At 71.6% G+C, this 19,973-nt stretch carries 23 protein-coding genes, 1 tRNA gene and 1 riboswitch; of the genes, 15 read left to right on the forward strand and 9 right to left on the reverse strand.

Annotated elements, in window-relative coordinates:
• Positions 1 to 27 precede the first annotated feature (27 nt).
• Entirely contained in the window at positions 28 to 477 is a 450-nt protein-coding gene (locus ACZ51S_RS14290; RefSeq protein ID WP_468475049.1) for a DUF7144 family membrane protein, read from the forward strand.
• Positions 478 to 716: 239 nt separating this feature from the next.
• Here the strand turns inward: ACZ51S_RS14290 and ACZ51S_RS14295 are convergent, their stop codons facing one another.
• Entirely contained in the window at positions 717 to 1,127 is a 411-nt protein-coding gene (locus ACZ51S_RS14295) for a hypothetical protein (protein WP_388940981.1), read from the reverse strand.
• 214 nt (positions 1,128 to 1,341) lie between these two features.
• Between ACZ51S_RS14295 and ACZ51S_RS14300 the strand changes: the two genes are divergently transcribed.
• Positions 1,342 to 2,094: an MBL fold metallo-hydrolase gene (locus tag ACZ51S_RS14300; protein ID WP_468475048.1), complete on the forward strand. Its 753-nt coding sequence runs from the start codon at positions 1,342 to 1,344 to the stop codon at positions 2,092 to 2,094.
• Between the two features lie 104 nt (positions 2,095 to 2,198).
• Here ACZ51S_RS14300 and ACZ51S_RS14305 read toward each other — a convergent pair whose 3' ends face one another.
• Entirely contained in the window at positions 2,199 to 3,455 is a 1,257-nt protein-coding gene (locus ACZ51S_RS14305; protein WP_467896556.1) for a PTS transporter subunit EIIC, read from the reverse strand.
• 242 nt (positions 3,456 to 3,697) lie between these two features.
• Positions 3,698 to 4,999, reverse strand: a complete 1,302-nt coding sequence (locus tag ACZ51S_RS14310; RefSeq protein WP_388940988.1) for a PTS transporter subunit EIIC — start codon at positions 4,997 to 4,999, stop codon at positions 3,698 to 3,700.
• A gap of 157 nt (positions 5,000 to 5,156) precedes the next feature.
• On the opposite strand from ACZ51S_RS14310, the gene ACZ51S_RS14315 reads away from it, so the two are divergent.
• The 4 genes from ACZ51S_RS14315 to rdgB all read left to right on the forward strand — a co-directional run bounded on the left by ACZ51S_RS14315 (position 5,157) and on the right by rdgB (position 7,399).
• Entirely contained in the window at positions 5,157 to 5,465 is a 309-nt protein-coding gene (locus ACZ51S_RS14315; protein ID WP_388940991.1) for a PTS sugar transporter subunit IIB, read from the forward strand.
• A 105-nt stretch (positions 5,466 to 5,570) separates the two neighbouring features.
• Positions 5,571 to 6,305 (forward strand): ribonuclease PH, encoded by a 735-nt coding sequence (gene rph / locus ACZ51S_RS14320; protein ID WP_467896560.1) that lies wholly within the window; start codon positions 5,571 to 5,573, stop codon positions 6,303 to 6,305.
• Positions 6,306 to 6,402: 97 nt separating this feature from the next.
• Positions 6,403 to 6,789 carry a hypothetical protein gene (locus ACZ51S_RS14325; RefSeq protein WP_388940995.1) on the forward strand — a complete coding sequence of 129 codons (387 nt, stop codon included), beginning with the start codon at positions 6,403 to 6,405 and terminating at the stop codon, positions 6,787 to 6,789.
• Positions 6,790 to 6,796: 7 nt separating this feature from the next.
• Complete coding sequence (gene rdgB, locus ACZ51S_RS14330) at positions 6,797 to 7,399, forward strand: RdgB/HAM1 family non-canonical purine NTP pyrophosphatase (RefSeq protein ID WP_467896564.1); 603 nt, start codon at positions 6,797 to 6,799, stop codon at positions 7,397 to 7,399.
• A gap of 60 nt (positions 7,400 to 7,459) precedes the next feature.
• Here the strand turns inward: rdgB and ACZ51S_RS14335 are convergent.
• The 3 genes from ACZ51S_RS14335 to bcp form a co-directional block, all read right to left on the reverse strand.
• Positions 7,460 to 7,543, reverse strand: a tRNA-Leu gene (locus tag ACZ51S_RS14335).
• Between the two features lie 42 nt (positions 7,544 to 7,585).
• Entirely contained in the window at positions 7,586 to 8,605 is a 1,020-nt protein-coding gene (locus ACZ51S_RS14340; RefSeq protein WP_468960874.1) for an HNH endonuclease signature motif containing protein, read from the reverse strand.
• 134 nt (positions 8,606 to 8,739) lie between these two features.
• A complete protein-coding gene (gene bcp, locus ACZ51S_RS14345) occupies positions 8,740 to 9,207 on the reverse strand; it encodes a thioredoxin-dependent thiol peroxidase (protein ID WP_468889396.1) in 468 nt (155 codons plus the stop codon).
• 116 nt (positions 9,208 to 9,323) lie between these two features.
• On the opposite strand from bcp, the gene ACZ51S_RS14350 reads away from it, so the two are divergent.
• The 3 genes from ACZ51S_RS14350 (at position 9,324) to ACZ51S_RS14360 (ending at position 10,518) form a co-directional block, all read left to right on the forward strand.
• Entirely contained in the window at positions 9,324 to 9,641 is a 318-nt protein-coding gene (locus tag ACZ51S_RS14350) for a DUF3618 domain-containing protein (protein WP_388941009.1), read from the forward strand.
• Positions 9,642 to 9,698: 57 nt separating this feature from the next.
• Positions 9,699 to 10,040 (forward strand): GroES family chaperonin, encoded by a 342-nt coding sequence (locus ACZ51S_RS14355; protein ID WP_388941012.1) that lies wholly within the window; start codon positions 9,699 to 9,701, stop codon positions 10,038 to 10,040.
• A 52-nt stretch (positions 10,041 to 10,092) separates the two neighbouring features.
• Positions 10,093 to 10,165, forward strand: a riboswitch (guanidine-III (ykkC-III) riboswitch).
• Between the two features lie 32 nt (positions 10,166 to 10,197).
• Entirely contained in the window at positions 10,198 to 10,518 is a 321-nt protein-coding gene (locus ACZ51S_RS14360; RefSeq protein WP_030158619.1) for a DMT family transporter, read from the forward strand.
• A 29-nt stretch (positions 10,519 to 10,547) separates the two neighbouring features.
• Here ACZ51S_RS14360 and ACZ51S_RS14365 read toward each other — a convergent pair whose 3' ends face one another.
• Positions 10,548 to 13,007 (reverse strand): transglycosylase domain-containing protein, encoded by a 2,460-nt coding sequence (locus tag ACZ51S_RS14365; protein ID WP_468960877.1) that lies wholly within the window; start codon positions 13,005 to 13,007, stop codon positions 10,548 to 10,550.
• A gap of 291 nt (positions 13,008 to 13,298) precedes the next feature.
• Between ACZ51S_RS14365 and ACZ51S_RS14370 the strand changes: the two genes are divergently transcribed.
• The 5 genes from ACZ51S_RS14370 (at position 13,299) to ACZ51S_RS14390 (ending at position 18,337) form a co-directional block, all read left to right on the forward strand.
• Complete coding sequence (locus ACZ51S_RS14370) at positions 13,299 to 14,102, forward strand: ABC transporter permease (protein WP_468475043.1); 804 nt, start codon at positions 13,299 to 13,301, stop codon at positions 14,100 to 14,102.
• A gap of 85 nt (positions 14,103 to 14,187) precedes the next feature.
• Positions 14,188 to 15,021: an ABC transporter permease gene (locus ACZ51S_RS14375; protein WP_468961140.1), complete on the forward strand. Its 834-nt coding sequence runs from the start codon at positions 14,188 to 14,190 to the stop codon at positions 15,019 to 15,021.
• A gap of 2 nt (positions 15,022 to 15,023) precedes the next feature.
• Positions 15,024 to 15,986, forward strand: a complete 963-nt coding sequence (locus ACZ51S_RS14380; RefSeq protein ID WP_468475041.1) for an ABC transporter ATP-binding protein — start codon at positions 15,024 to 15,026, stop codon at positions 15,984 to 15,986.
• 110 nt (positions 15,987 to 16,096) lie between these two features.
• Positions 16,097 to 16,864 carry a DUF1707 SHOCT-like domain-containing protein gene (locus ACZ51S_RS14385; RefSeq protein ID WP_468475040.1) on the forward strand — a complete coding sequence of 256 codons (768 nt, stop codon included), beginning with the start codon at positions 16,097 to 16,099 and terminating at the stop codon, positions 16,862 to 16,864.
• A 111-nt stretch (positions 16,865 to 16,975) separates the two neighbouring features.
• Positions 16,976 to 18,337, forward strand: a complete 1,362-nt coding sequence (locus tag ACZ51S_RS14390; RefSeq protein ID WP_468475039.1) for a DUF445 domain-containing protein — start codon at positions 16,976 to 16,978, stop codon at positions 18,335 to 18,337.
• Positions 18,338 to 18,726: 389 nt separating this feature from the next.
• Here the strand turns inward: ACZ51S_RS14390 and ACZ51S_RS14395 are convergent, their stop codons facing one another.
• Both ACZ51S_RS14395 and ACZ51S_RS14400 read right to left on the reverse strand, forming a co-directional pair.
• Positions 18,727 to 19,026 (reverse strand): hypothetical protein, encoded by a 300-nt coding sequence (locus ACZ51S_RS14395; protein ID WP_388941024.1) that lies wholly within the window; start codon positions 19,024 to 19,026, stop codon positions 18,727 to 18,729.
• A 62-nt stretch (positions 19,027 to 19,088) separates the two neighbouring features.
• On the reverse strand, positions 19,089 to 19,256 hold the full coding sequence (locus tag ACZ51S_RS14400; RefSeq protein WP_468960880.1) for a hypothetical protein: 168 nt from the start codon (positions 19,254 to 19,256) through the stop codon (positions 19,089 to 19,091).
• A gap of 158 nt (positions 19,257 to 19,414) precedes the next feature.
• Between ACZ51S_RS14400 and ACZ51S_RS14405 the strand changes: the two genes are divergently transcribed.
• On the forward strand, positions 19,415 to 19,954 hold the full coding sequence (locus tag ACZ51S_RS14405; RefSeq protein WP_388941029.1) for a GNAT family N-acetyltransferase: 540 nt from the start codon (positions 19,415 to 19,417) through the stop codon (positions 19,952 to 19,954).
• Positions 19,955 to 19,973: the final 19 nt, after the last annotated feature.

The following is a 19,973-nucleotide window of genomic DNA, read 5'->3' on the forward strand; positions in this document are numbered from 1 at the left end:
CGGTTCCCCCAGCAGGAAGGTGGCGACATGACCACCACCCCGGGCAGTACCTCCCCCTCGGCCCCGGCCGGCGCCGCCGGCCCGGGACCGGGCCCCGCCGCCGCGTGGGCCGGCGGCGGTGCCGCCTTCGCCGGTGTCCTGATGGCCGTCAGCGGCTTGTTCAGCGTCCTGGAGGGCATCGCCGCCCTCGCCCGGGACGAGGTGTACCTGCCGGTCGGCGACTACACCTTCCGGTTCGACCTCACCGCGTGGGGCTGGATCCACCTGGTCCTCGGCGCCGTCGTCCTCGTCGTCGGCGTCGGCATCCTCAAGGGCGCCCCGTGGGGCCGGACCGCCGGTGTCGTCGTGGCCGCCCTCTCGGTGCTGTTCCACTTCCTGTGGCTGCCCTACCAGCCCCTGTGGGCGCTCATCGCGATCGCCGTCGGGGTGTTCGTCATCTGGGCGCTGTGCACGGACAGGCCCGGCGCCCGCCTCTGACGCGGCGTCCGGCCGCCGCCCCGGCCCCGGCCCCGGCTCCGCGCCGCATCCCCGCGTTCCCGCGGCGGGTGCGGCGCGCCGTCACGCCCCGCCGGCGTCGCCCAGCAACTGCTACCGCTGGGAGGTGCCCCCACACCGCGGCCGCCGCCTTCGACAACCCCCGGGGCCACAGCCGGTCCACGAGGACCGCACGCCGTCCGCCCCCGGCTCGGGAGGATCGTAGACGCGCCGCAGCCGGATCACCCCGCACCGCCTCCCAGCCCCTTGGCCTCGTCCCACAGCACCGGGTCCAGTGTCCCCAGCGGGCTGCGGAACTCCCACAGCGACACTTCCTCGGGCCGGTCCGCCTCCAGGAACCCGCCCCTGCCGTGCGCGCCGGCCGTCCCCGGCGGCAGCGGGATCACCCCGGCCCGCCGGTCGTCGTACTTCCCGACGATCCAGGCCACCCGCGCCCGGTGCGCCCGTACCGCCAGCACCAGGCAGGTCCGGCCGTCCGCCAGGCGCCACAGCTCGCCCGGCCGCACCCGCGGCGGCGGCGCCGTTCCGCGGGGCGGGGGCGCCACCGTCACCGCCGTGCGCCGCCGGGGGAGCAGCACCACCACCGCCACGGCGACCGCCGCGAGCACAGCGGGCCACCACGACGTGTCCATGTTCCGACCGTAGCCGTGCGGGCGGCGCCCGGCGCGGCAACGGCACGGCGGAACGGCAACGCGCGTACCCCGCGTCGCTCCCCTGGGTGACACGGCAGGTGATTCCCCCCACAACGGCCCGCCGCGGAGGAGCGACCGGAGGTTTCGCGCCTTACGCTCGACCCACGCACGGCCCGCATTCCGTCCACGGACCGTCCACGGAGGTTCACGCTCCATGAAGCTCACCGTCGTCGGCTGTTCGGGGTCCTTCCCGGCCGCGGATTCGGCATGTTCGAGCTATCTCGTCGAGGCCGACGGCTTCCGGCTGCTCCTCGACATGGGCAACGGTTCCCTCGGAGCGCTCCAGCGCCACTGCGGTCTCTACGACCTCGACGCGATCTTCCTGAGCCATCTGCACGCCGACCACTGCATCGACATGTGCGCGTACTTCGTCGCCCGCTACTACCGGCACGAGGGCGGCCGCTGCGGAACCATCCCCGTCTACGGCCCCGAGGGCACCGAGCAGCGCCTGACCACGGCGTACGAGGACGTCCCCGACGAGCGTTCGATGAGCGAGGTCTTCGACTTCCGCACGCTGAAGTCCGCCGTCTTCGAGATCGGCCCGTTCACGGTCCGCACGGAGAAGGTCTGCCACCCGGTCGAGTCGTACGGCATCCGCGTCGAGCACGGCGGGCGCGTACTGGCGTACTCCGGCGACACCGGGGTCTGCCCGGAGCTGGGCATGCTGGCGGAGGGCGCCGACCTGTTCCTGTGCGAGGCGTCCTTCACGCACGGCAAGGAGGACATCCCGGACCTCCACCTCAACGGCCGCGAGGCGGGCGAGTACGCGCGCGACGGGCGGGTCGGCCGGCTCGTGCTGACGCACATCCCGCCGTGGACGGACGCCGCGCAGAACCTGGCGGACGCCCGGGCGGTCTACGGCGGCCCGGTCGACCTCGCGTACGCGGGCGCCGAGTACGAGGTCTGACGCACGGGAGTACGACGCGGCCCCCGCCTCCCTTCCGGGAGAGCGGGGGCCGCGTCGCGCGGTGCCGCCTACGGGCCGCGGGGCCGCAGGGGCCCCGGGGCGTCCTACTTGGCCTCGGCCTTCGCCAGCTCGGCGAGCTCCTCGTCCGACTCGCGGCCCGGGGTGGGCAGGTTCCACTTGGTGATCGCGAAGCGGAAGATCGCGTAGTAGAGGGCCGCGAAGCACAGACCCACCAGGACGAGCATCCACGGCTTGGTGGCGATGCCCAGGTTCAGGAAGAAGTCGATCGCGCCGGCGGAGAAGCCGAAGCCGTCCTTCATGCCGAGCGCCCAGGTCAGAGCCATGGACACGCCGGTCAGGACCGCGTGGACCGCGTACAGCACCGGGGCGATGAACATGAAGGTGAACTCGATCGGCTCGGTGACACCGGTGACGAACGCGGTGAGCGCGAGGGAGAACATCATGCCGCCGACGACCTTGCGGCGCTCGGGGCGGGCGCAGTGGACGATCGCCAGGCAGGCGGCCGGGAGGGCGAACATCATGATCGGGAAGAAGCCGGTCATGAACTGTCCGGCGCTCGGGTCGCCGGCGAGGAAGCGGCCGATGTCACCGCTCTTGCCGTTGTACTCGCCCGCCTGGAACCACGGGAAGGAGTTGAGCAGGTGGTGCATGCCGACCGGGATCAGCGCGCGGTTGGCGACACCGAAGATGCCCGCGCCGACGGCGCCGGAGCCGACCAGCCACTCACCGAAGCCGTGGATGCCCTTGCCGAGGACCGGCCAGATCAGACCGAAGAGGATGCCGATGAACAGGCCCGCGAAGGCCGAGAGGATCGGGACCAGACGGCGGCCGCCGAAGAAGCCCGCCCAGTCCGGCAGCTTGGTCCGGTAGAACTTCTGGTAGAGCAGGGCGACGACGAGGCCCATCACGACACCGCCGAGGACCTTGGCGTCCACGGGCGCCTCGACCATCGCGACCTTGCCGTCGACCACCTTGGCGATCTTCGGCAGGCTGGAGTCGGTGAAGGTGGCGAGCACCTTCTGGAAGACCAGGTAACCGGTGACGGCGGCCAGGGCCGTCGAACCGTCGGACTTCTTGGCGAAGCCGATCGCGATGCCGACGGCGAACAGCAGCGCCATGTTGCCGATGATCGCGTCACCACCGGCCGCCATGTATGTGGCGATCTTGTTGATGAAGTCCGGCAGCGACGCCTTGCCGAGCATGTCGTCCTGGCCGAGGCGGATGAGCAGAGCGCCGGCGGGCAGCACGGCAACGGGGAGCATGAGGCTCCGGCCGATGCGCTGCATGACGGCCATCACGCCAGCGCCCTTCTTCTTCTCCGCAGCGGTCGCTGTGGACATGGGTTCCTCCAGAGGACAAGGCGCTGCCTGGGGACATGGAAAACGGGGGTGGCGGCGTCTCGGAAAAGGGGGACCACAGGCCGCTCGGCAGCCGCATGGTCTACACCATTGGGTGGTGTAGACCAGTTGTAGCACGGTCGGGGTTAGATAAGGAACCTTCGATTTCCTGTGGCCTGCGCCACAAGAGGAAGGGCCTCCGGATCAACGGATCCGAAGGCCCCGGCCCCGTGTCGCGGGGTGCGTCACGCCTTGGTGTTCTCCGCCTGCATCGCGGCGATCTCCTCGTCCGACTCCCGGCCCGGCGTGGGGATGTCCCACCTCGTGATCGCGAAGCGGAACACCGCGTAGTAGACGACCGCGAAACCCAGCCCGATGGGAATGATCAGCCAGGGCTTCGTCGCCAGCCCCCAGTTGATGACGTAGTCGATCAGACCGGCCGAGAAGCTGAACCCGTCGTGCACCCCCAGCGCCCACGTCACCGCCATCGACACGCCCGTCAGTACCGCGTGCACCACGTACAGCGCCGGCGCCACGAAGAGGAAGGAGTACTCCAGGGGCTCCGTGATCCCCGTGACGAAGGACGTCAGGCCCACCGACAGCATCAGCCCGCCGACCTCCTTGCGCCGCTGCGGCTTCGCGCAGTGCGCGATCGCCAGCGCCGCCGCCGGCAGGGCGAACATCATGATGGGGAAGAACCCGCTCAGGAACTGCCCGGCATCCGGATCGCCCGCCAGGAACATGTTGATGTCGCCATGGACGGTCGCCCCGTCCGGCTTGGTGTAACTGCCGAACTGGAACCACACCGGCACGTTCAGGAACTGGTGCAGGCCGATCACCAGCAGCGCCCGGTTCGCGACACCGAAGATCCCCGCTCCCCAGGCACCCAGGCCCACCAGCCAGTCCGAGAAGCCCTCCAGCGCGTCACCGACCGGCGGCCACACCCACAGGCACAGCGCCGCGAAGGCGATCGCCACGAACGACATGATGATCGGGACCAGCCGGCGCCCGTTGAAGAAGCCCAGCCAGTCGACCAGCTTCACCCGGTGGTAGCGCTGCCAGAACCAGGCCGTGAGCAACCCCATGACGATGCCGCCGAACACCCCCGGATTCTGGTACGCATACCCGGCGAAGGTGTCCGTCGGAGTCAGGCAGCCGCCCCCGACGTCCTTCGTGCCGGACGGACACGGCTTCGGGAAGGCGTGCAGCACACCCCGGTAGACGAGGAACCCCGCCACCGCCGCCAGCGCCGTCGAACCGTCCGCCTTCTTCGCCATGCCGATCGCGACGCCGACGCAGAACAGGAGGGGCAGACCCAGATCGGCGTCCAGCAGGGCCCCGCCCGCACCCGCCATCACCTTGGCCACGGCCGTCCAGTCCAGCCCGTCCGCACCGAACACGTCCGGCTGCCCGAGCCGGTTCAGGATGCCCGCGGCGGGCAGCACCGCGATCGGCAGCTGGAGACTGCGCCCCATCTTCTGCAGCCCCTGGAACAAGCCGTTCCACCGCTGCCCGCGCGGCACCGCCGCTGCGCTGCTCGCGCTCATCCGCGTCTCCCTCGGCCGGCCCGTTTTTGGCACGCGCAGCCCGTGCGGCACACTGGTGTAGACCAGTTGTGGGCAGGCTGCTGCTGATCGTCATCATTCGGCAGGAACCCGGCCCGCGCCCGCACAGATAGGCCAACCGTGAGCCACCTGAGCTACCGTGACAAAGCGGACGCAGCGGGTAGCCGGGCACGGCCGCACAGACCCGTTCTTCGAAACACTCAGGGAGAAACACATGGCCACCAAGGCTGAGAAGATCGTCGCCGGGCTCGGCGGCATCGAGAACATCGAAGAGGTCGAGGGCTGCATCACCCGCCTGCGCACCGAGGTCGCCGACCCCTCCCTCGTCGACGAAGCCGCCCTCAAGGCCGCCGGCGCCCACGGCGTCGTCAAGATGGGCACCGCCATCCAGGTCGTCATCGGCACCGACGCCGACCCGATCGCCGGCGAGATCGAAGACATGATGTGAGCTGAACCCACCGCTCACCCGCCCCGCCGCGGGGCACAACGAGGACCCCGTACCGGCCCACCGGACGGGGTCCACGCGTACCCCCGCACCGACTAGGCTCACACCATGTCTCGCATCGACGGCCGCACGCCCGAACAGCTCCGCCCGGTCACCATCGAACGCGGATGGAGCAAGCACGCAGAGGGCTCCGTCCTCATCTCCTTCGGAGACACCAAGGTCTTCTGCACCGCCTCCTTCACCGAAGGCGTCCCGCGCTGGCGCAAGGGCAGCGGCGAAGGCTGGGTCACCTCCGAGTACTCGATGCTGCCCCGCTCCACCAACACCCGGGGCGACCGCGAATCCGTCCGCGGCAAGATCGGCGGCCGCACGCACGAGATCTCCCGCCTCATCGGCCGCTCGCTGCGCGCCGTCATCGACTACAAGGCCCTCGGCGAGAACACCATCGTCCTGGACTGCGACGTCCTCCAGGCCGACGGCGGCACCCGCACCGCCGCCATCACCGGCGCCTACGTCGCCCTCGCCGACGCCATCGCCTGGGGCCAGAAGAAGAAGCTCATCAAGGCCGGCCGCAAGCCCCTGACCGGCACCGTCGCCGCCGTCAGCGTCGGCATCGTCGACGGCGTCCCGCTCCTCGACCTCTGCTACGAGGAGGACGTGCGCGCCGAGACCGACATGAACGTCGTCTGCACCGGTGACGGCCGCTTCGTCGAGGTCCAGGGCACCGCCGAGGGCGAGCCCTTCGACCGCAAGGAACTCAACGCCCTCCTCGACCTCGCCGCCGGCGGCTGCGCCGACCTGGAAGCCCTCCAGCTCGGCGCCCTGGACCTCCAGGTCCCGTAGCAACCGCCGGCCGCGGCCACGCGTCTACGCGGATACGGGCGCACGGTCTCACCACCGTGCGCCCGTCCACGCATCCGAGCCTTTCCCGGGGGAATCCATGAAGCCGAAATTCCGCATCGCCGCCGTAGCCGTGGCGGCCGTCCTGACCGTCCCCGCCCTGACGTCCTGCGACGCCATCTCCACCGCCATGGACTGCGCCAACACGGCCGTCGCCATAGCGGACAGCGTCGGCGACCTCCAGCAGGCCGTCTCCAACGCCGGCAACAGCATCCAGGACACCCAGAACGCGCTCGACCAGGTCGAGACCAACCTCAAGAAGATCAAGGACACGACGGGCAACGCCGACCTCGGCAAGGCCGTCGACTCCATGAGCACGGCCGTCAAGAACGTCCGCACCGCCGTCAACAACGGTGACGCCACCCCCGACGTCCAGCCCGTCGCCGACGCCGCCGCCGAGATCTCCAAGGTCTGCACGCCGGGATAATGGCCGCATGACCCGCCTGATCCTCGCGACCCGCAACGCGGGCAAAGTCACCGAGCTCCGCGCCATCCTGTCCGCCGCCGGCCTGCCGCACGAACTGGTCGGCGCGGACGCGTACCCCGAGATCCCCGACGTCAAGGAAACCGGCGTCACCTTCGCCGAGAACGCCCTCCTCAAGGCCCACGCCCTGGCCCGGGCCACCGGCCTGCCCGCGGTCGCCGACGACTCGGGGCTCTGCGTCGACGTCCTGAACGGCGCCCCCGGCATCTTCTCCGCCCGCTGGGCCGGCGCCCACGGCAACGACCGCGCCAACCTGGACCTCCTCCTGGCCCAGCTCGGGGACATCCCCTCGGAACACCGCGGCGCCCACTTCTTCTGCGCGGCGGCCCTCGCCCTCCCGGACGGCACCGAACGCGTCGTGGAGGGCCGCCTCCTGGGCACCCTCCGCCACACCCCGGCGGGCGGCGGCGGCTTCGGCTACGACCCGATCCTCCAGCCCCTCGGCGAAACCCGCACCTGCGCGGAACTCACCGCGGACGAGAAGAACGCCATCTCCCACCGCGGCCAGGCCTTCCGCGCCCTCGTCCCGGTGATCCGGGAACTGCTGGGCTGAGGTCCGCCGGATGTGGCGAAGGCCCCGTACGCGGATGCGCGTACGGGGCCTTCGTGTCGGTGCGGTCGGAGGGACTCGAACCCTCAAGGGATTTCTCCCACAACTACCTAAAAGTTGCGTGTAGGCCAATTCCACCACGACCGCGACTAACCGGCCAATTCGGACATCGATCCTGGCCGGCTGCGGCTAGTCTACGACTGCGGAGGTCTGGCGGGCGACACGATTGCGGCGACGGTCTCCGCGGCACCAGGTGTCGGTCAGCGCATGGCAGTTGGGGCACAGGTAGCGGAGGTTCTCGCGCCGGTTGTCGAGCCAGTCACCACTTGTGTGGTCGATCTGGAGGGTGATCGGCTGTCCCAGCCATTCGCCGGGATTCCCGCACGTGGCGCAGGCGTAGGGGACGCCGACTTCTTGTAGGGCGCGGTGCAGTCGACTGCGGTTGGTCCGGGGAGAACCCGCGGGAAGTGCGATCAGTACGCCAGATGCGATGGGCCGGCGCGTCACTGCCGGGCCTGCCCATGTGCGCCGCTTGAAATGGCTGACGTCGAGTCCGAGTTCTGTGACGCGTCGCCGCACCCGGCGATGGTTGACGTCGTTCACTTCGAGATCGAGGGCCCGCATGAGGTCGGCGAAGCTGGTCACATCCGGAACGGCGGCGCGGACGGCCTCCTCCGGGATGGCCCGGCGGGAGTTGCGGAAGTGGGCGGTGTCGATGCCGTGCTCTTTCAGCATCCTTCCGAGTGCGGCGCGGGACCGGCTGTCGTCGGGAATGCCCAAGGCGCGGGCCGTGCTGCGGAGGCTGTCGGCGGAGCCCGCTGCCGTGGCGAGTTCTGTGGGAGTGAACGGCAGCTCGACGCGACCCCGCTCCATGCCCGGGAAGTGACTGATGTCGATGCCCGCTGCGGCGATGCGGCGGACGATGTGCGACAGCGTGCCCGTGGCGGGGCGGGCGCCGAGTTTCAGCGCCACTTCGCGCAACGTGGTCGATGACGCGGCAGCCGCTGCTATGGCCTCGTCCGGGTATGTGCGCCATGGGCTGCGCTTCGCGAAGTGGCTGGTGTCGATCCCGTGAAGGGCGACCCTTTCCTGGAGTACGCGGCGCTGTCCGCCGCTCTCCTTCAGGCCCAGGCGCCGCATCAGATCGGCCCAGCCTTTCGATGCGGCCACGGCGGCGGTCAGGGTGCCTCGCGCGTACGGGCCGGTCACGGTGCCTCCCCCTTCTCGGCCGGGCGTTCCGGCCTCGTACGGGTTAACGAACCGCTGTGCGGGGTGTTACGTGCGATAAACGGAAAGTCCCGCACCACTTCTGGGGCGGGACTTTCCGGGGGGAGGGGGCGGGGTCAGATGCCCAGGTCCTTGATGATCTTCGCTACGTGGCCGGTGGCCTTGACGTTGTAGAAGGCGTGCTCGACCTTGCCCTCCTCGTCCACGACCACCGTGGAGCGGATCACCCCGGTGACCGTCTTGCCGTACAGCTTCTTCTCGCCGAACGCCCCGTACGCCGTCAGGGTCGCCTTCTCCGGGTCCCCGACGAGGGTGACCTTCAGGTGCTCCTTCTCGCGGAACTTCGCGAGCTTCTCCGGCTTGTCCGGGGAGACGCCGATGACGTCGTAGCCGGCCGTGGCCAGGGCGTCCAGGTTGTCCGTGAAGTCGCAGGCCTGCTTGGTGCAGCCCGGGGTCAGGGCCGCGGGGTAGAAGTACACGATGACCTTGCGGCCCTTGTGGTCGGCGAGCGAGATCTCCTTGCCGTCCGCGTCGGGCAGGGTGAAGGCGGGGGCGATGTCGCCCGGCTGGAGTCGCTCGCTCATGTCAGTGCTCTCCTCGGGAGGGGATCCGTACGGCATGAGCCTAAGCTGACTTAGCTGACAGACTGTCCATGACGGATCAAGCCCATACGTGACGACACGACGACGGAGGCAGCGCGGTGCCGGAAGCCAGGACCCCCGCACAGATCGAGGCGGACATCGTCCGCCGCCGCGAGCAGCTCGCCGAGACGCTCGACGAGATCGGCGTGCGCATGCACCCGCAAACGATCATCGGGGACGCGAAGGCCCGGGTCGCCTCGACGGTGGACCACACGGCCGGCCGCGCCTTCGTCGCGGTGAACCGGCTCGTCACCGATGTGAAGGACGGCCTGCGCCACGAGGACGGCGCCCCGCGCCTCGAGCGGATCGTGCCGGTCGTGCTCCTCGCGGTCGGCGTCGTGGGGCTGCTCGTGGCCTCCTCGCGCCGCAAGCGGTGACGGGGCGGTGACCACCCTCCGGCACGCGGCGCGGGTGGCGGCAGGTAGGTTCGAGGCGTGAGCGAGAACACCACCCACGACAAGCTGCCCATCCGCATGCTCCACGACCGCGTGCTCGTGAAGTCCGACACGCCCGAGGGCGAGCGGCGCTCGGGCGGCGGCATCCTGATTCCGGCGACGGCCGCGGTGGGCAAGCGGCTCGCCTGGGCCGAGGTCGTCGCGGTCGGGCAGAACGTGCGCAGCGTCGAGACGGGCGACCGCGTGCTGTACGACCCGGAGGACCGGGCCGAGGTGGAGGTGCGCGGGGCGACGTACGTGCTGATGCGCGAGCGGGACCTGCACGCGGTGGCCTCGGAGCGGCTGGAGGGGTCGAAGGACTCCACCGGGCTGTACCTCTGATCCGTTCTGGGGGAGAGGGCCGGTGACAGGGGTCACCGGCCCTTTCGCATGCCCTTTGCTACGGTGGAGCGGAATCCCCGACGAGACGCGCCGTACCGGGTGGCAGGACGCAAAGACGACGCACCCCCTTGCCGTTCTCGTCCCGGAGGTGCCTGTCATGGCCTGGGTTCTTCTTCTCGTCGCCGGTCTGCTCGAGGTCGGCTGGTCCATCGGCATGAAGTTCACCGAGGGCTTCACGCGGCTGTGGCCGTCGGTGTTCACCGGTGCGGGGATCGTCGCCAGCATGGTGCTGCTGTCGTACGCGGCCAAGACCCTGCCCATCGGTACGGCGTACGGCGTCTGGGTGGGTATCGGTGCGGCCGGGGCGGCCGTGCTCGGCATGGCGGTGCTGGGGGAGCCCGTCACCGCCGCCCGGATCTTCTTCATCTGTCTGCTGCTGGTGGCGGTGGTGGGGCTGAAGGCCACGTCCGGGCACTGACCGGCTCGTTCGGCGGCTCGTTCGAGGGCTCATTCGAGGAACTCGGCGGGCGGGCGGCGGCGGCCCTGGGTGGTGCCGCCGTCGGTGCCGCCGCCGTTCGTCTGGCCGCCGTCGGTGTCGCCGCCGGTGGTCTGGCCCCCGTTCGTCTGGCCCCCGTTGGTCTGGCCGCCGGTGGTCTGGCCCCCGTTCGTCTGTCCCCCGGTGGTCTGGCCGCCGTTCGTCTGGCCGCCCTGCGTCTGGCCGCCGTTCGTTTCGCCGCCGGTGGTCTGTCCGCCGTTGGTCTGTCCGCCCTGCGTCTGCCCGCCCTGGGTCTGGCCGCCGTTCGCCGGGGTCGTCGGGGTGGGCGGTCCGGGCGGGGTGGGCCGGTCGGGCCGCTGCCACGGTGGGCGGCTGCCCTCGGGCTGCTGCGGCGTGGTGGGCGGGGGAGGCGGGAGCTGGGCCGCGCCGGGCTGGAGCTCCAGGTCGAATTCCTCCGGGTCCGTGGCCTCCAGGGCCGCCTTCGTGTAGGCGGCCCAGATCCGGGCCGGGTAGCCGCCGCCCCCGATACGGGTCTCGCCCAGTGCCCCGTACAGGGACTGGAGGGTGCCCGTGTCCGGGTCCTGGCCCATGACCGAGACCACCGTGACCAGGTCGGGGGTGTACGCGGCGAACCAGGCCGCGCGGTCCAGTTCGGCGGTGCCCGTCTTGCCGGCCGCCGGGCGGCCGGCCGCCAGGGCCTCCGTACCGGTGCCGTTGTCGACGACGCTGATCAGCATGGAGGTGGTCGTGTCGGCGGCCTCCCGGCTGATGGCCTGTCGGGGGGTGCGGTCGGGGAGGGGGACGTCCTCGTCGTCCTTGGAGATCTTCTCCAGGAAGGTGTACGGGGTGTACCGGCCGTGGTCGGCGAGGGTCGCGTAGGCCTGCGTCATGTCGACGACGCTGGCCTGCATGGTGCCGAGGGCCATGGCCGGGCCGACGACGAGGTTCGGGGTGTTCTCGGGGATGCCGAGGTCGATGGCGGTCCGCTTGACCTTCTCGGTGCCGACGTCGACGACCATCTGCGCGAAGACGGTGTTGACGGAGAGGTCGGTGGCGGTGTTGACGGTGATGTCCCCGTACGACTGCCGGCCCTCGTTCTCGGGCGCGTACACGCTGCGGGTGCCGACGACGCGGCGCTTGTCGTCGCCGTTGTAGAGGGTGTTCGGGGTGATGCGGCGGCCGTCCTGGGTGCGGGAGTCGTTCTCGACCGCCGAGGCGAAGACGAACGGCTTGAAGGTGGAGGCGACCTGGTAGTCGTGCCGGGTCGCGTTGTTCACGTACTGCTTGGTGTAGTCGATGCCGCCGTAGAGGGCGACGACCTTGCCGGTGGCCGGGTCGATGGAGGCGCCGCCGGCCCGTACCAGGCGGTCCGCGGGGCGGGCGGCCGGGTCGAGCTTGTCGACCAGCTGCTTCTGGACGGCGTCGACGAAGGCGTTCTGGCGGCGCTTGTCGATGGTGGTGGTGATCCGGTAGCCGCCCTCGGCGAGGGTCTTGTCGTCGAGGATGTCGTGCTCGGTGATGTAGTCCTTGACGGCCTCGACGAGGTAGCCGCGCTGCCCGGACAGGCCGGCGGCCCCGCGCACCTTGCCGGGCTCGGGGAACCGCACGGCGGCGCGCTCGCCGGCGGTCATCCACTTCTTCTTGACCATGCCGTCGAGTACGTAGTTCCAGCGGGCGACGGCACGGTCGCGGCTGCGGGGGTGGGAGACGACGTCGAAGGCGCTGGGGGAGTTGAGGAGGGTGGCGAGGTAGGCGCCCTCGGCGGTGGTCAGCTTGGTGACGTCCTTGCCGTAGTAGGCCTGGGAGGCGGCCTGGATGCCGTAGGCGTTGCGGCCGAAGTAACTGGTGTTCAGGTACCCCTCGAGGATGTAGTCCTTCGACTTCTCACGACCGAGTTTGATCGCGATGAAGAACTCCTTGACCTTCCGTTTGATCGTCTGTTCCTGGCCCAGGTAGTAGTTCTTGACGTACTGCTGGGTGATGGTCGAACCGGACTGGGTGCCCTTGCCGGTCGCCGTGTTCCAGGCGGCCCGGACCATCGCCTTGGGGTCCACCGCCCGTTCGGAGTGGAAGTCCCGGTCCTCGGCGGCCAGTACGGCTTGCTGGACGCCGAGGGGGATCTGGGAGAGCGGGACGTTGACGCGGTTGACCTCTCCGTCGCGGGCGAGCTGGGAGCCGTCGGCGTAGAGGTAGACGTTGGACTGGGCGGTGGCGGCCGCGTTGGCCGGGGGGATGTCGACCAGCAGGTACCCGGCGACGAGCGCGCCGCCGATCAGCAGGGCGCACAGCAGCAGGGTGCCGACGACCGTGCGCCAGGTGGGCACGAAGCGGCGCCACCCGGTGCGCCGGCGCCCGCCTCCGGTGCGGGTGCGTCCGGCCCCGGGGCGGGACGCGGCCGGGCGCGCGGGGGGACGGCCCGGGGAGTCGGGGTCACGGGGGGCCCAGCCCGGCGGTGGTGACGGGTCGCTCATCTCCGGGGCTCCTCGGGACCGTGGGAAATATCCACATCTGTACCTCATGGTGTCTACCCGATGGCCGGTGATTTGGCCCCGGACGGGCATAAAACGGTCGCGTGGCTCGCCCCTCCGCACTAAGCTCGCGCGCTTTGGCCGACGTGGCGCCGACGGCTCCGGTCAGACCGGGGCCGGCGGCTCCGGATGGCGTGGCGCCGACGGTTCCGGCCGGCGTGGTGCCGATGGTTTCCGGTCAGGCCGGAGCCGATGGTTCCGGCCTGGGAACGACGCGGGAAAGGGAGGGATACGGTGCGTCTCTATCTGGCCGTCGCGGCCGGCGGCTTCCGGCGCTACGCCGCCTACGGGACGGCGACGGCCGCCGGCGTGTTCACCAACACCGTCTTCGGCTTCATCGTCGCCTGCACGTACGTGGCGCTGTGGGACGAGCGCCCCCACCTCGGCGGCTACGACCAGGCGCAGGCCCTGACCTTCGTGTGGGTCAGCCAGTCCCTGCTCGCGGCCGGCTCCCTCATCGGCGGCGGCTTCCAGGAGGAGCTCCAGGAGCGCATCCGTACGGGTGACATCGCCGTCGACCTGTACCGCCCGGCCGATCTCCAGGCGTGGTGGCTCGCGGCCGACCTGGGCCGGGCGGGCTTCCAGCTGCTGGGGCGCGGCCTGCTGCCGCTGGCGGCCGGGGCGTTCGCCTTCACCCTCGCCCTGCCCGCCGATCCGCTGCGCTGGCTGCTGTTCCTGGTGTCGGTCGTCCTCGGGCTGGTGGTCGGCTTCGCAGTGCGCTACCTGCTGGGGCTGGCGGCTTTCTGGCTGATGGACGGCGCCGGCGTCAACATGATGGCCACCGTCGTGACCCTCTTCTGCTCCGGGATGCTGCTGCCGCTGACCGTCTTCCCGGGCGGGTTCGGCGAGCTGGTGCGGCTGCTGCCGTGGGCGGCGATGCTCCAGGTGCCGCTGGACGTGCTGCTCGGTACGCACACCGGGGCCGGTGCGGCGGTGCGGGCGCTGGCCTTCCAGGCCGCGTGGGCGCTGGCCCTGCTGGGTGCGGGACGGCTCGTGCAGTCGGCGGCGACCCGGAAGGCGGTGGTCCAGGGTGGCTGAGATCGGGGCCCGGGCGGCGGTGGCCCGGGTGGACGCCCCCGGGCGCGGTCGCCCGTACGAGGACGAACCCGGGCGCGGCGGCAGGGTGCGCGGCGGCCGGGTGCGCGAGGGGCGGGTGCGCGAGGGGCTGCGCGGCTACGGGCTGATCGCGGGGATGTGGATCCGCTCGACGATGACGTACCGGACGTCGTTCGTGCTGGCCACCCTCGGGAACGCGGCGATCAGCGGGCTCGACTTCGTCGCGATCGCCGTCATGTTCTCCCACGTGGAGGCGCTGGGCGGCTTCACGCTGCCCGAGGTCGCGCTCCTCTACGGGGCCGGCTCGGCCTCCCTGGGCCTGGCGGACCTGCTCCTCGGCAACACCGACCGGGTGGGCGCGCGGATCCGCGACGGCTCCCTCGACACCATGCTGGTGCGGCCCGTGCCGCTGCTCGCCCAGGTCGCCGCGGACCGGTTCGCGCTGCGCCGGCTGGGGCGGATCGCGCAGGGGCTGGGGGTGCTGGGCTGGGCGCTCACGGTGCTGGACGTGCACTGGACGCCGGGGAAGCTGCTGCTGGTGCCCGTCATGGTGGTGGCGGGGGCCGGGATCTTCGCTGCGGTCCTGGTGGCCGGCGCGGCCTTCCAGTTCGCCGCCGGGGACGCGGCCGAGGTGCAGAACTCCTTCACGTACGGGGGCTGCACCATGCTCCAGTACCCGCCGACGGTGTTCGCGAAGGAGCTGCTGCGCGGGGTGACCTTCGTCGTCCCGCTGGCCTTCGTCAACTGGCTGCCCGCGCTGTACGTGCTGGGGCGGCCCGATCCGACGGGGCTGCCGGGGTGGGTGGCGTTCCTGAGCCCGCTGGTGGCCTTCGTGGTGTTCCTGCCCGCGTCGCTGGCGTGGCGCGCGGGAGTCCGTTCGTACCGAAGCACGGGGAGCTAACGGTGTCCGAAGCACTCATCTCTTTGGACGGGGTCGAGAAGGTCTTCGCCGTACGGCGCCGGGTGGGCCTGCTGCGTCGTGAGAAACGCCAGGTCAGGGCGGTGGACGGGATCAGCTTCGAGATCGCCCGGGGCGAGGTCGTCGGCTACATCGGACCCAACGGGGCCGGCAAGTCCACCACCATCAAGATGCTGACCGGGATCCTCACCCCGAGCGGCGGCCGGCTGCGCGTCGCGGGCATCGACCCGGCGCGGGAGCGGATGCGGCTCGCGCACCGGATCGGGGTGGTGTTCGGGCAGCGCACGACGCTGTGGTGGGACCTGCCGCTGAAGGACTCGTACGGGCTGATGCGCCGGATGTACCGGATCCCGCGGGCGCGGTTCGAGGAGAACATGGAGCGCTGCGTGGACCGGCTGGACCTGGCCCCGCTGCTCGACGTACCGGTGCGGCAGCTGTCGCTGGGCCAGCGGATGCGCGGGGACATCGCGGCGGCCCTGCTGCACGATCCGGAGGTGCTGTACCTGGACGAGCCGACGATCGGGCTGGACGTCGTGAGCAAGGCGAAAGTACGCGGCTTCCTGCGGCAGCTGAACGAGGAGCTCGGGACCACGGTGCTGCTCACCACCCACGACCTCCAGGACATCGAGCAGCTGTGCGAGCGGGTGATGGTGATCGACCACGGCCGGCTGATGTACGACGGTGCGCTCGGCGGGCTGCACGCCTGGGGGCAGGGCGGCGAGCGGACGCTGGTGGTGGACCTGGAGCGGGAGTTTCCGCCGGTGGAGGTGGCGGGGGCGCGGGTGGTGAGGGTGGAGGGGCCGCGGCAGTGGCTGGCGTTCCCGGCGGGGGAGTCGGCGGCGCCGCTGGTGGCGGCGGTGGCGGCGCGGTACCCGCTGCTGGACCTGTCGGTGCGGGACCCGGACATCGAGGACGTGATCGCGCGGATGTACGCGGGGCGGGGGTGAGGGGGGCGGGGGCTGGGGGTGGGACTGGGGGTGGGGACGGGGCTGGGGGTAGGGACAAATCAGGGTCGGGGCCGGGGTGGTGGGCCCGGTCTGTGCATAGGGTGGTCCACATGAGTGACGAGCGGCCGGAGAAGCCGTTGCCGGAGAAGGCCTCGCTGGAGAAGGCGGCGGAGGGGGAGGCGGGGGCGCCTGTGGCCGGGGCGGGCGGGGCGCCCGCGCTGAGGGCGTCGGACGCCGACCGCGAGCGGGTGGTGGACCGGCTGCGGGACGCGGTCGCCGAGGGGCGGCTCGACATGGAGGAGTTCGAGGAGCGCCTGGAGGCCGCGTACACGTCCCGTACGTACGCGGAGCTCGAACCCCTGACCCGCGACCTCCCGGCCCCCGGGTCCTCCCCGCCGTCTCCGGTCTCCGCCGCTGGTCCTTCCCGTTCCCCGTCTCCTTCCTCGTCCCGTTCCTCGTCCTGGCCGGACCGGATCGGCGGTACGGGGACCTCCGCCACGGGCGTGGCCGTCATGTCGGCCTTCCAGCGCAAGGGCCGCTGGACGGTGCCCGCCCGTTTCAAGGCGGTGGCCGTCTGGGGCGGGGGCCAGCTGGACCTGCGCGAGGCGGACTTCGCGGAGCGCGAGGTCGTCATCACCTGCGTGGCCGTCATGGGCGGCATCGAGATCACCGTCCCGCCGGGCGTGGAGGTCGAGGTACGGGGCATCGGCGTCATGGGCGGCTTCGACCAGGGCACGTCCCAGGAGAACCTCCCGGAACCGGGCGCCCCGCGGGTGGTCGTGAACGGCTTCGCCCTCTGGGGCGGGGTGGCGGTCAAGGTCAAGCCGCCCAAGGGTCAGACGCCGCTGGACGGCGGGAGCCCGCGCAAGGAGCTCTAGTTTTCCAGGGGGTGTCCGGCGGTGTCCGGCGGGCCAGGGCCGGCCGGGCACCCCGGAGCTCCAGCGGTACCGGCGGCGCGCCGGGAACTCCCCGGACCTCCCGGGAGTCGGATGCTATGCAGACAAAACCGGCCGTCGGGGGAAGGGCAGGAGCAGCACGTGAACAGCCAAGACGGGGTGCGGGCCGCCCCACCCCCCGCCCGCGGGGCGTTCGTCTTCAGTACGGCGGACGAGGAGCGGCAGCGCGGTGTCCGCCGTATGAAGGCCACCGCGACCGGGCTGCTGGCCCTGGTCGCGCTGGTCTACGTCCTGGCGACCTTCGCGCGGAACGCGTGGGGCGCCGGAGCCTGGGCCGGGTACGTCGCCGCCGCGGCCGAGGCCGGCATGGTCGGTGCGCTCGCCGACTGGTTCGCGGTGACGGCCCTCTTCCGGCGGCCCCTGGGGCTTCCCATCCCGCACACCGCGATCATCCCGACCAAGAAGGACCAGCTCGGCGTCTCCCTGGGGGAGTTCGTCGGCGAGAACTTCCTCTCCTCGGACGTGGTGCGCGCCCGGCTGCACGCCCTCGGCATCGGCGGCCGGCTCGGTGCCTGGCTGGCCGAGCCCGCGCACGCCGACCGGGTCACGGCGGAACTGGCCACCGCCCTGCGCGGGGCCCTGACCGTGCTGCGGGACTCCGACGTACAGGCCGTGGTGGGCGAGGCGATCACCCGGCGGGCGGAGGCGGCGGAGATCGCCCCGGGCATCGGCAAGACCCTGGAACGGGTCGTCGCCGACGGGGGACACCACCGCGCCGTGGACCTGGTGTGCGCGAAGGCGCACGACTGGCTGGTGACCCACGGGGACTCCGTCATGGACGCCGTCCAGGGCGGCGCTCCCGGCTGGACGCCGCGGTTCGTCGACCGCAAGATCGGCGACCGGGTGTACAAGGAGCTGCTGCGTTTCGTCACCGAGATGCGGGACATGCCGGGCCACCCGGCGCGCGGGGCGGTGGACCGCTTCCTGCGCGACTTCGCGGCGGACCTCCAGTCGGACACGGAGACGCGGGCGCGGGTGGAGCGGCTGAAGTCCGAGGTTCTGGCGCGCGACGAGATCCAGGACGTGATCGCCTCGGCGTGGTCCGCGATCCGTACGATGATCATCTCGGCGGCGGAGGACGAGCGGAGCGAGCTGCGCCTGCGCGTACGGTCCTCGCTGATGTCGCTGGGCTCCCGGCTCGCCACGGACGGCCGTCTGCAGCGGAAGGTGGAGGGCTGGATCGAGGGCGCGGTGGTGTACGTGGTCACCACGTACCGGGCCGAGATCACCTCGCTGATCACGGACACGGTGGCGGCCTGGGACGCCGAGCACACCTCCCGCAAGATCGAGGCCCACATCGGCCGCGACCTCCAGTTCATCCGCATCAACGGCACGGTGGTGGGTGCGCTGGCGGGGCTGGTGATCTATTCGGTGTCGCGGGTGTTGGGGGGGTAGGGGCGGGGCTTCGGGGCTGGGCCCCGGCCCGCCGGGACCGGGCCGCCAGATGCAGACATCCGGCGCTGGGGGCGCGCCTGCCCGCTTCGGATGCCGACCAGATCCCGCCTGCGAAGCACCCGAACGCAGCAGATCGCTCCGCGCTCCTCATCGGCCGGCGTCCGACGGCCGTCTGGCCTACCCCCAGCCGCGCGGCTCGGCGTTCGAGACGCCTTCGAGCCCCGCCGGCGTTTGAGGCGCGGGTCCGGGCGGAGCCCGGGGAACGGTGGAAGGGCGGGGAGGGGAACGCTCCGCGCGGCGGCACCCCGGCATCCCCGGCCAGGGGAGCGGCACGTCCCCCAGCCCGGCCAGGGCAAGGGTCCGCTCCCCAGCCGGCCCGGAGGGCGGGGTCAGCCCCGGTCGGCGACCGCCCAGGACGTCGCGGCCACGACCGCCGCCGCCCCCACGACGGCCGGCCACGCGCCGACCTTCTTCGCCAGCGGGTGTGCCCCCGCGAAGCCGGCGAGGTACAGCGCCCCCAGCCCGGCCGCGGCGGGGACACCGCCCCGCTTGTGCCACTCCCGGCCGGCCACGAGCCCGGCGGCGCCGAGCACGACACCGCCCAGGGGTCGCTTCTTGGTCCAGCGGGCGACGGCGTAGCCGCCGACCAGACCGGCCGCCGCCACCGCGGAACTGGGTACCCGTGCCATGTCGAACTCCCTCGTACGTCTTGTCTTCGGATGTCTCCGCCCCCAAGCTAACGCGGCCTTCTCTACGCGCGCCGGACCCCCACCGCCCCGAGCAGGAGCACCGTCCCGCCCACCACCCCGTCCGGCACCGCCTCCCGCACCGTGCGCGGCAACAGCGCGACGACCCCGAGGACGAGGAGGAAGGCGAGCGCGCACCGCCCCGCCACCCGCAGCAGCCTTTCCGTGTTCACGGGTTGCTCAACGCCCCACCCGGGCCCGCGACACGGAGCAGGCGGAGGCGATTTGTCGCACACTCGCCGTTTCTGCGCATCGCCGGGCCGGGGAACTCCCTGGGCGTAAATTCGGTCTTCCAGCAGGAAAACCGCCCAACTCACCGGGAGTCGACACAGTGATCTCCTACGGACGCACCGTCCTGGACCTCGAGGACGAGCTGGTCGACGCCTACGCCGACGTCTTCTCCGCCGCGCCCTGGAACGAATGCGAAGAAACCATTCGTCAGTTCTCGACGCGCCTCCAGACCGATGTCCGGCGCCCGGGATTCCGTATCGCGTTCGCGCAGTCGGAGGCCGGGGTCGACGGGTTCGCCACCGGCTGGCTGACGCGGTCCCCCTTCCCGCAGCACCGTGCGTACCCGCAGGTCGCCGCCCAGCTCGGGCCCGACCGGGTGCGGGACCTGCTCGTCGGGGCGCTGGAGATCGACGAACTCGCCGTACGGGCCTACGCGCGCGGCCGCGGCACCGGCCGGGCCCTGCTCGCGGAGATCACCGAGGACGCCCCGCAGCGGCGCGCCTGGCTCCTGACCTCGCGGCTGGCCACGGAGACGGTGGCCACGTACCGCCGCCTCGGCTGGCACGAGGTGCCGGCCCTGCCCGGGACGCAGTCGGGCGTGGTCGTCTTCCTGTCCCCGAACCACCCCGGCCACAGCTAGACCCGTCACGGAACGGGCA

Source organism: Streptomyces sp. NPDC034043, assembly GCF_055575675.1.

Bases quoted from the DNA above. Each gene is read 5' to 3' on its own strand.
- ACZ51S_RS14395 (WP_388941024.1), bottom strand. From the start codon at position 19,026: ATGGCACGGGTACCCAGTTCCGCGGTGGCGGCGGCCGGTCTGGTCGGC.
- ACZ51S_RS14360 (WP_030158619.1), top strand. From the start codon at position 10,198: ATGGCCTGGGTTCTTCTTCTCGTCGCCGGTCTGCTCGAGGTCGGCTGG.
- rdgB (WP_467896564.1), top strand. From the start codon at position 6,797: ATGACCCGCCTGATCCTCGCGACCCGCAACGCGGGCAAAGTCACCGAG.
- ACZ51S_RS14300 (WP_468475048.1), top strand. From the start codon at position 1,342: ATGAAGCTCACCGTCGTCGGCTGTTCGGGGTCCTTCCCGGCCGCGGAT.
- ACZ51S_RS14365 (WP_468960877.1), bottom strand. From the start codon at position 13,007: ATGAGCGACCCGTCACCACCGCCGGGCTGGGCCCCCCGTGACCCCGAC.
- ACZ51S_RS14325 (WP_388940995.1), top strand. From the start codon at position 6,403: ATGAAGCCGAAATTCCGCATCGCCGCCGTAGCCGTGGCGGCCGTCCTG.
- ACZ51S_RS14390 (WP_468475039.1), top strand. From the start codon at position 16,976: ATGCTATGCAGACAAAACCGGCCGTCGGGGGAAGGGCAGGAGCAGCAC.
- ACZ51S_RS14310 (WP_388940988.1), bottom strand. From the start codon at position 4,999: ATGAGCGCGAGCAGCGCAGCGGCGGTGCCGCGCGGGCAGCGGTGGAAC.
- rph (WP_467896560.1), top strand. From the start codon at position 5,571: ATGTCTCGCATCGACGGCCGCACGCCCGAACAGCTCCGCCCGGTCACC.
- ACZ51S_RS14295 (WP_388940981.1), bottom strand. From the start codon at position 1,127: ATGGACACGTCGTGGTGGCCCGCTGTGCTCGCGGCGGTCGCCGTGGCG.
- ACZ51S_RS14385 (WP_468475040.1), top strand. From the start codon at position 16,097: ATGAGTGACGAGCGGCCGGAGAAGCCGTTGCCGGAGAAGGCCTCGCTG.
- ACZ51S_RS14305 (WP_467896556.1), bottom strand. From the start codon at position 3,455: ATGTCCACAGCGACCGCTGCGGAGAAGAAGAAGGGCGCTGGCGTGATG.
- ACZ51S_RS14290 (WP_468475049.1), top strand. From the start codon at position 28: ATGACCACCACCCCGGGCAGTACCTCCCCCTCGGCCCCGGCCGGCGCC.
- bcp (WP_468889396.1), bottom strand. From the start codon at position 9,207: ATGAGCGAGCGACTCCAGCCGGGCGACATCGCCCCCGCCTTCACCCTG.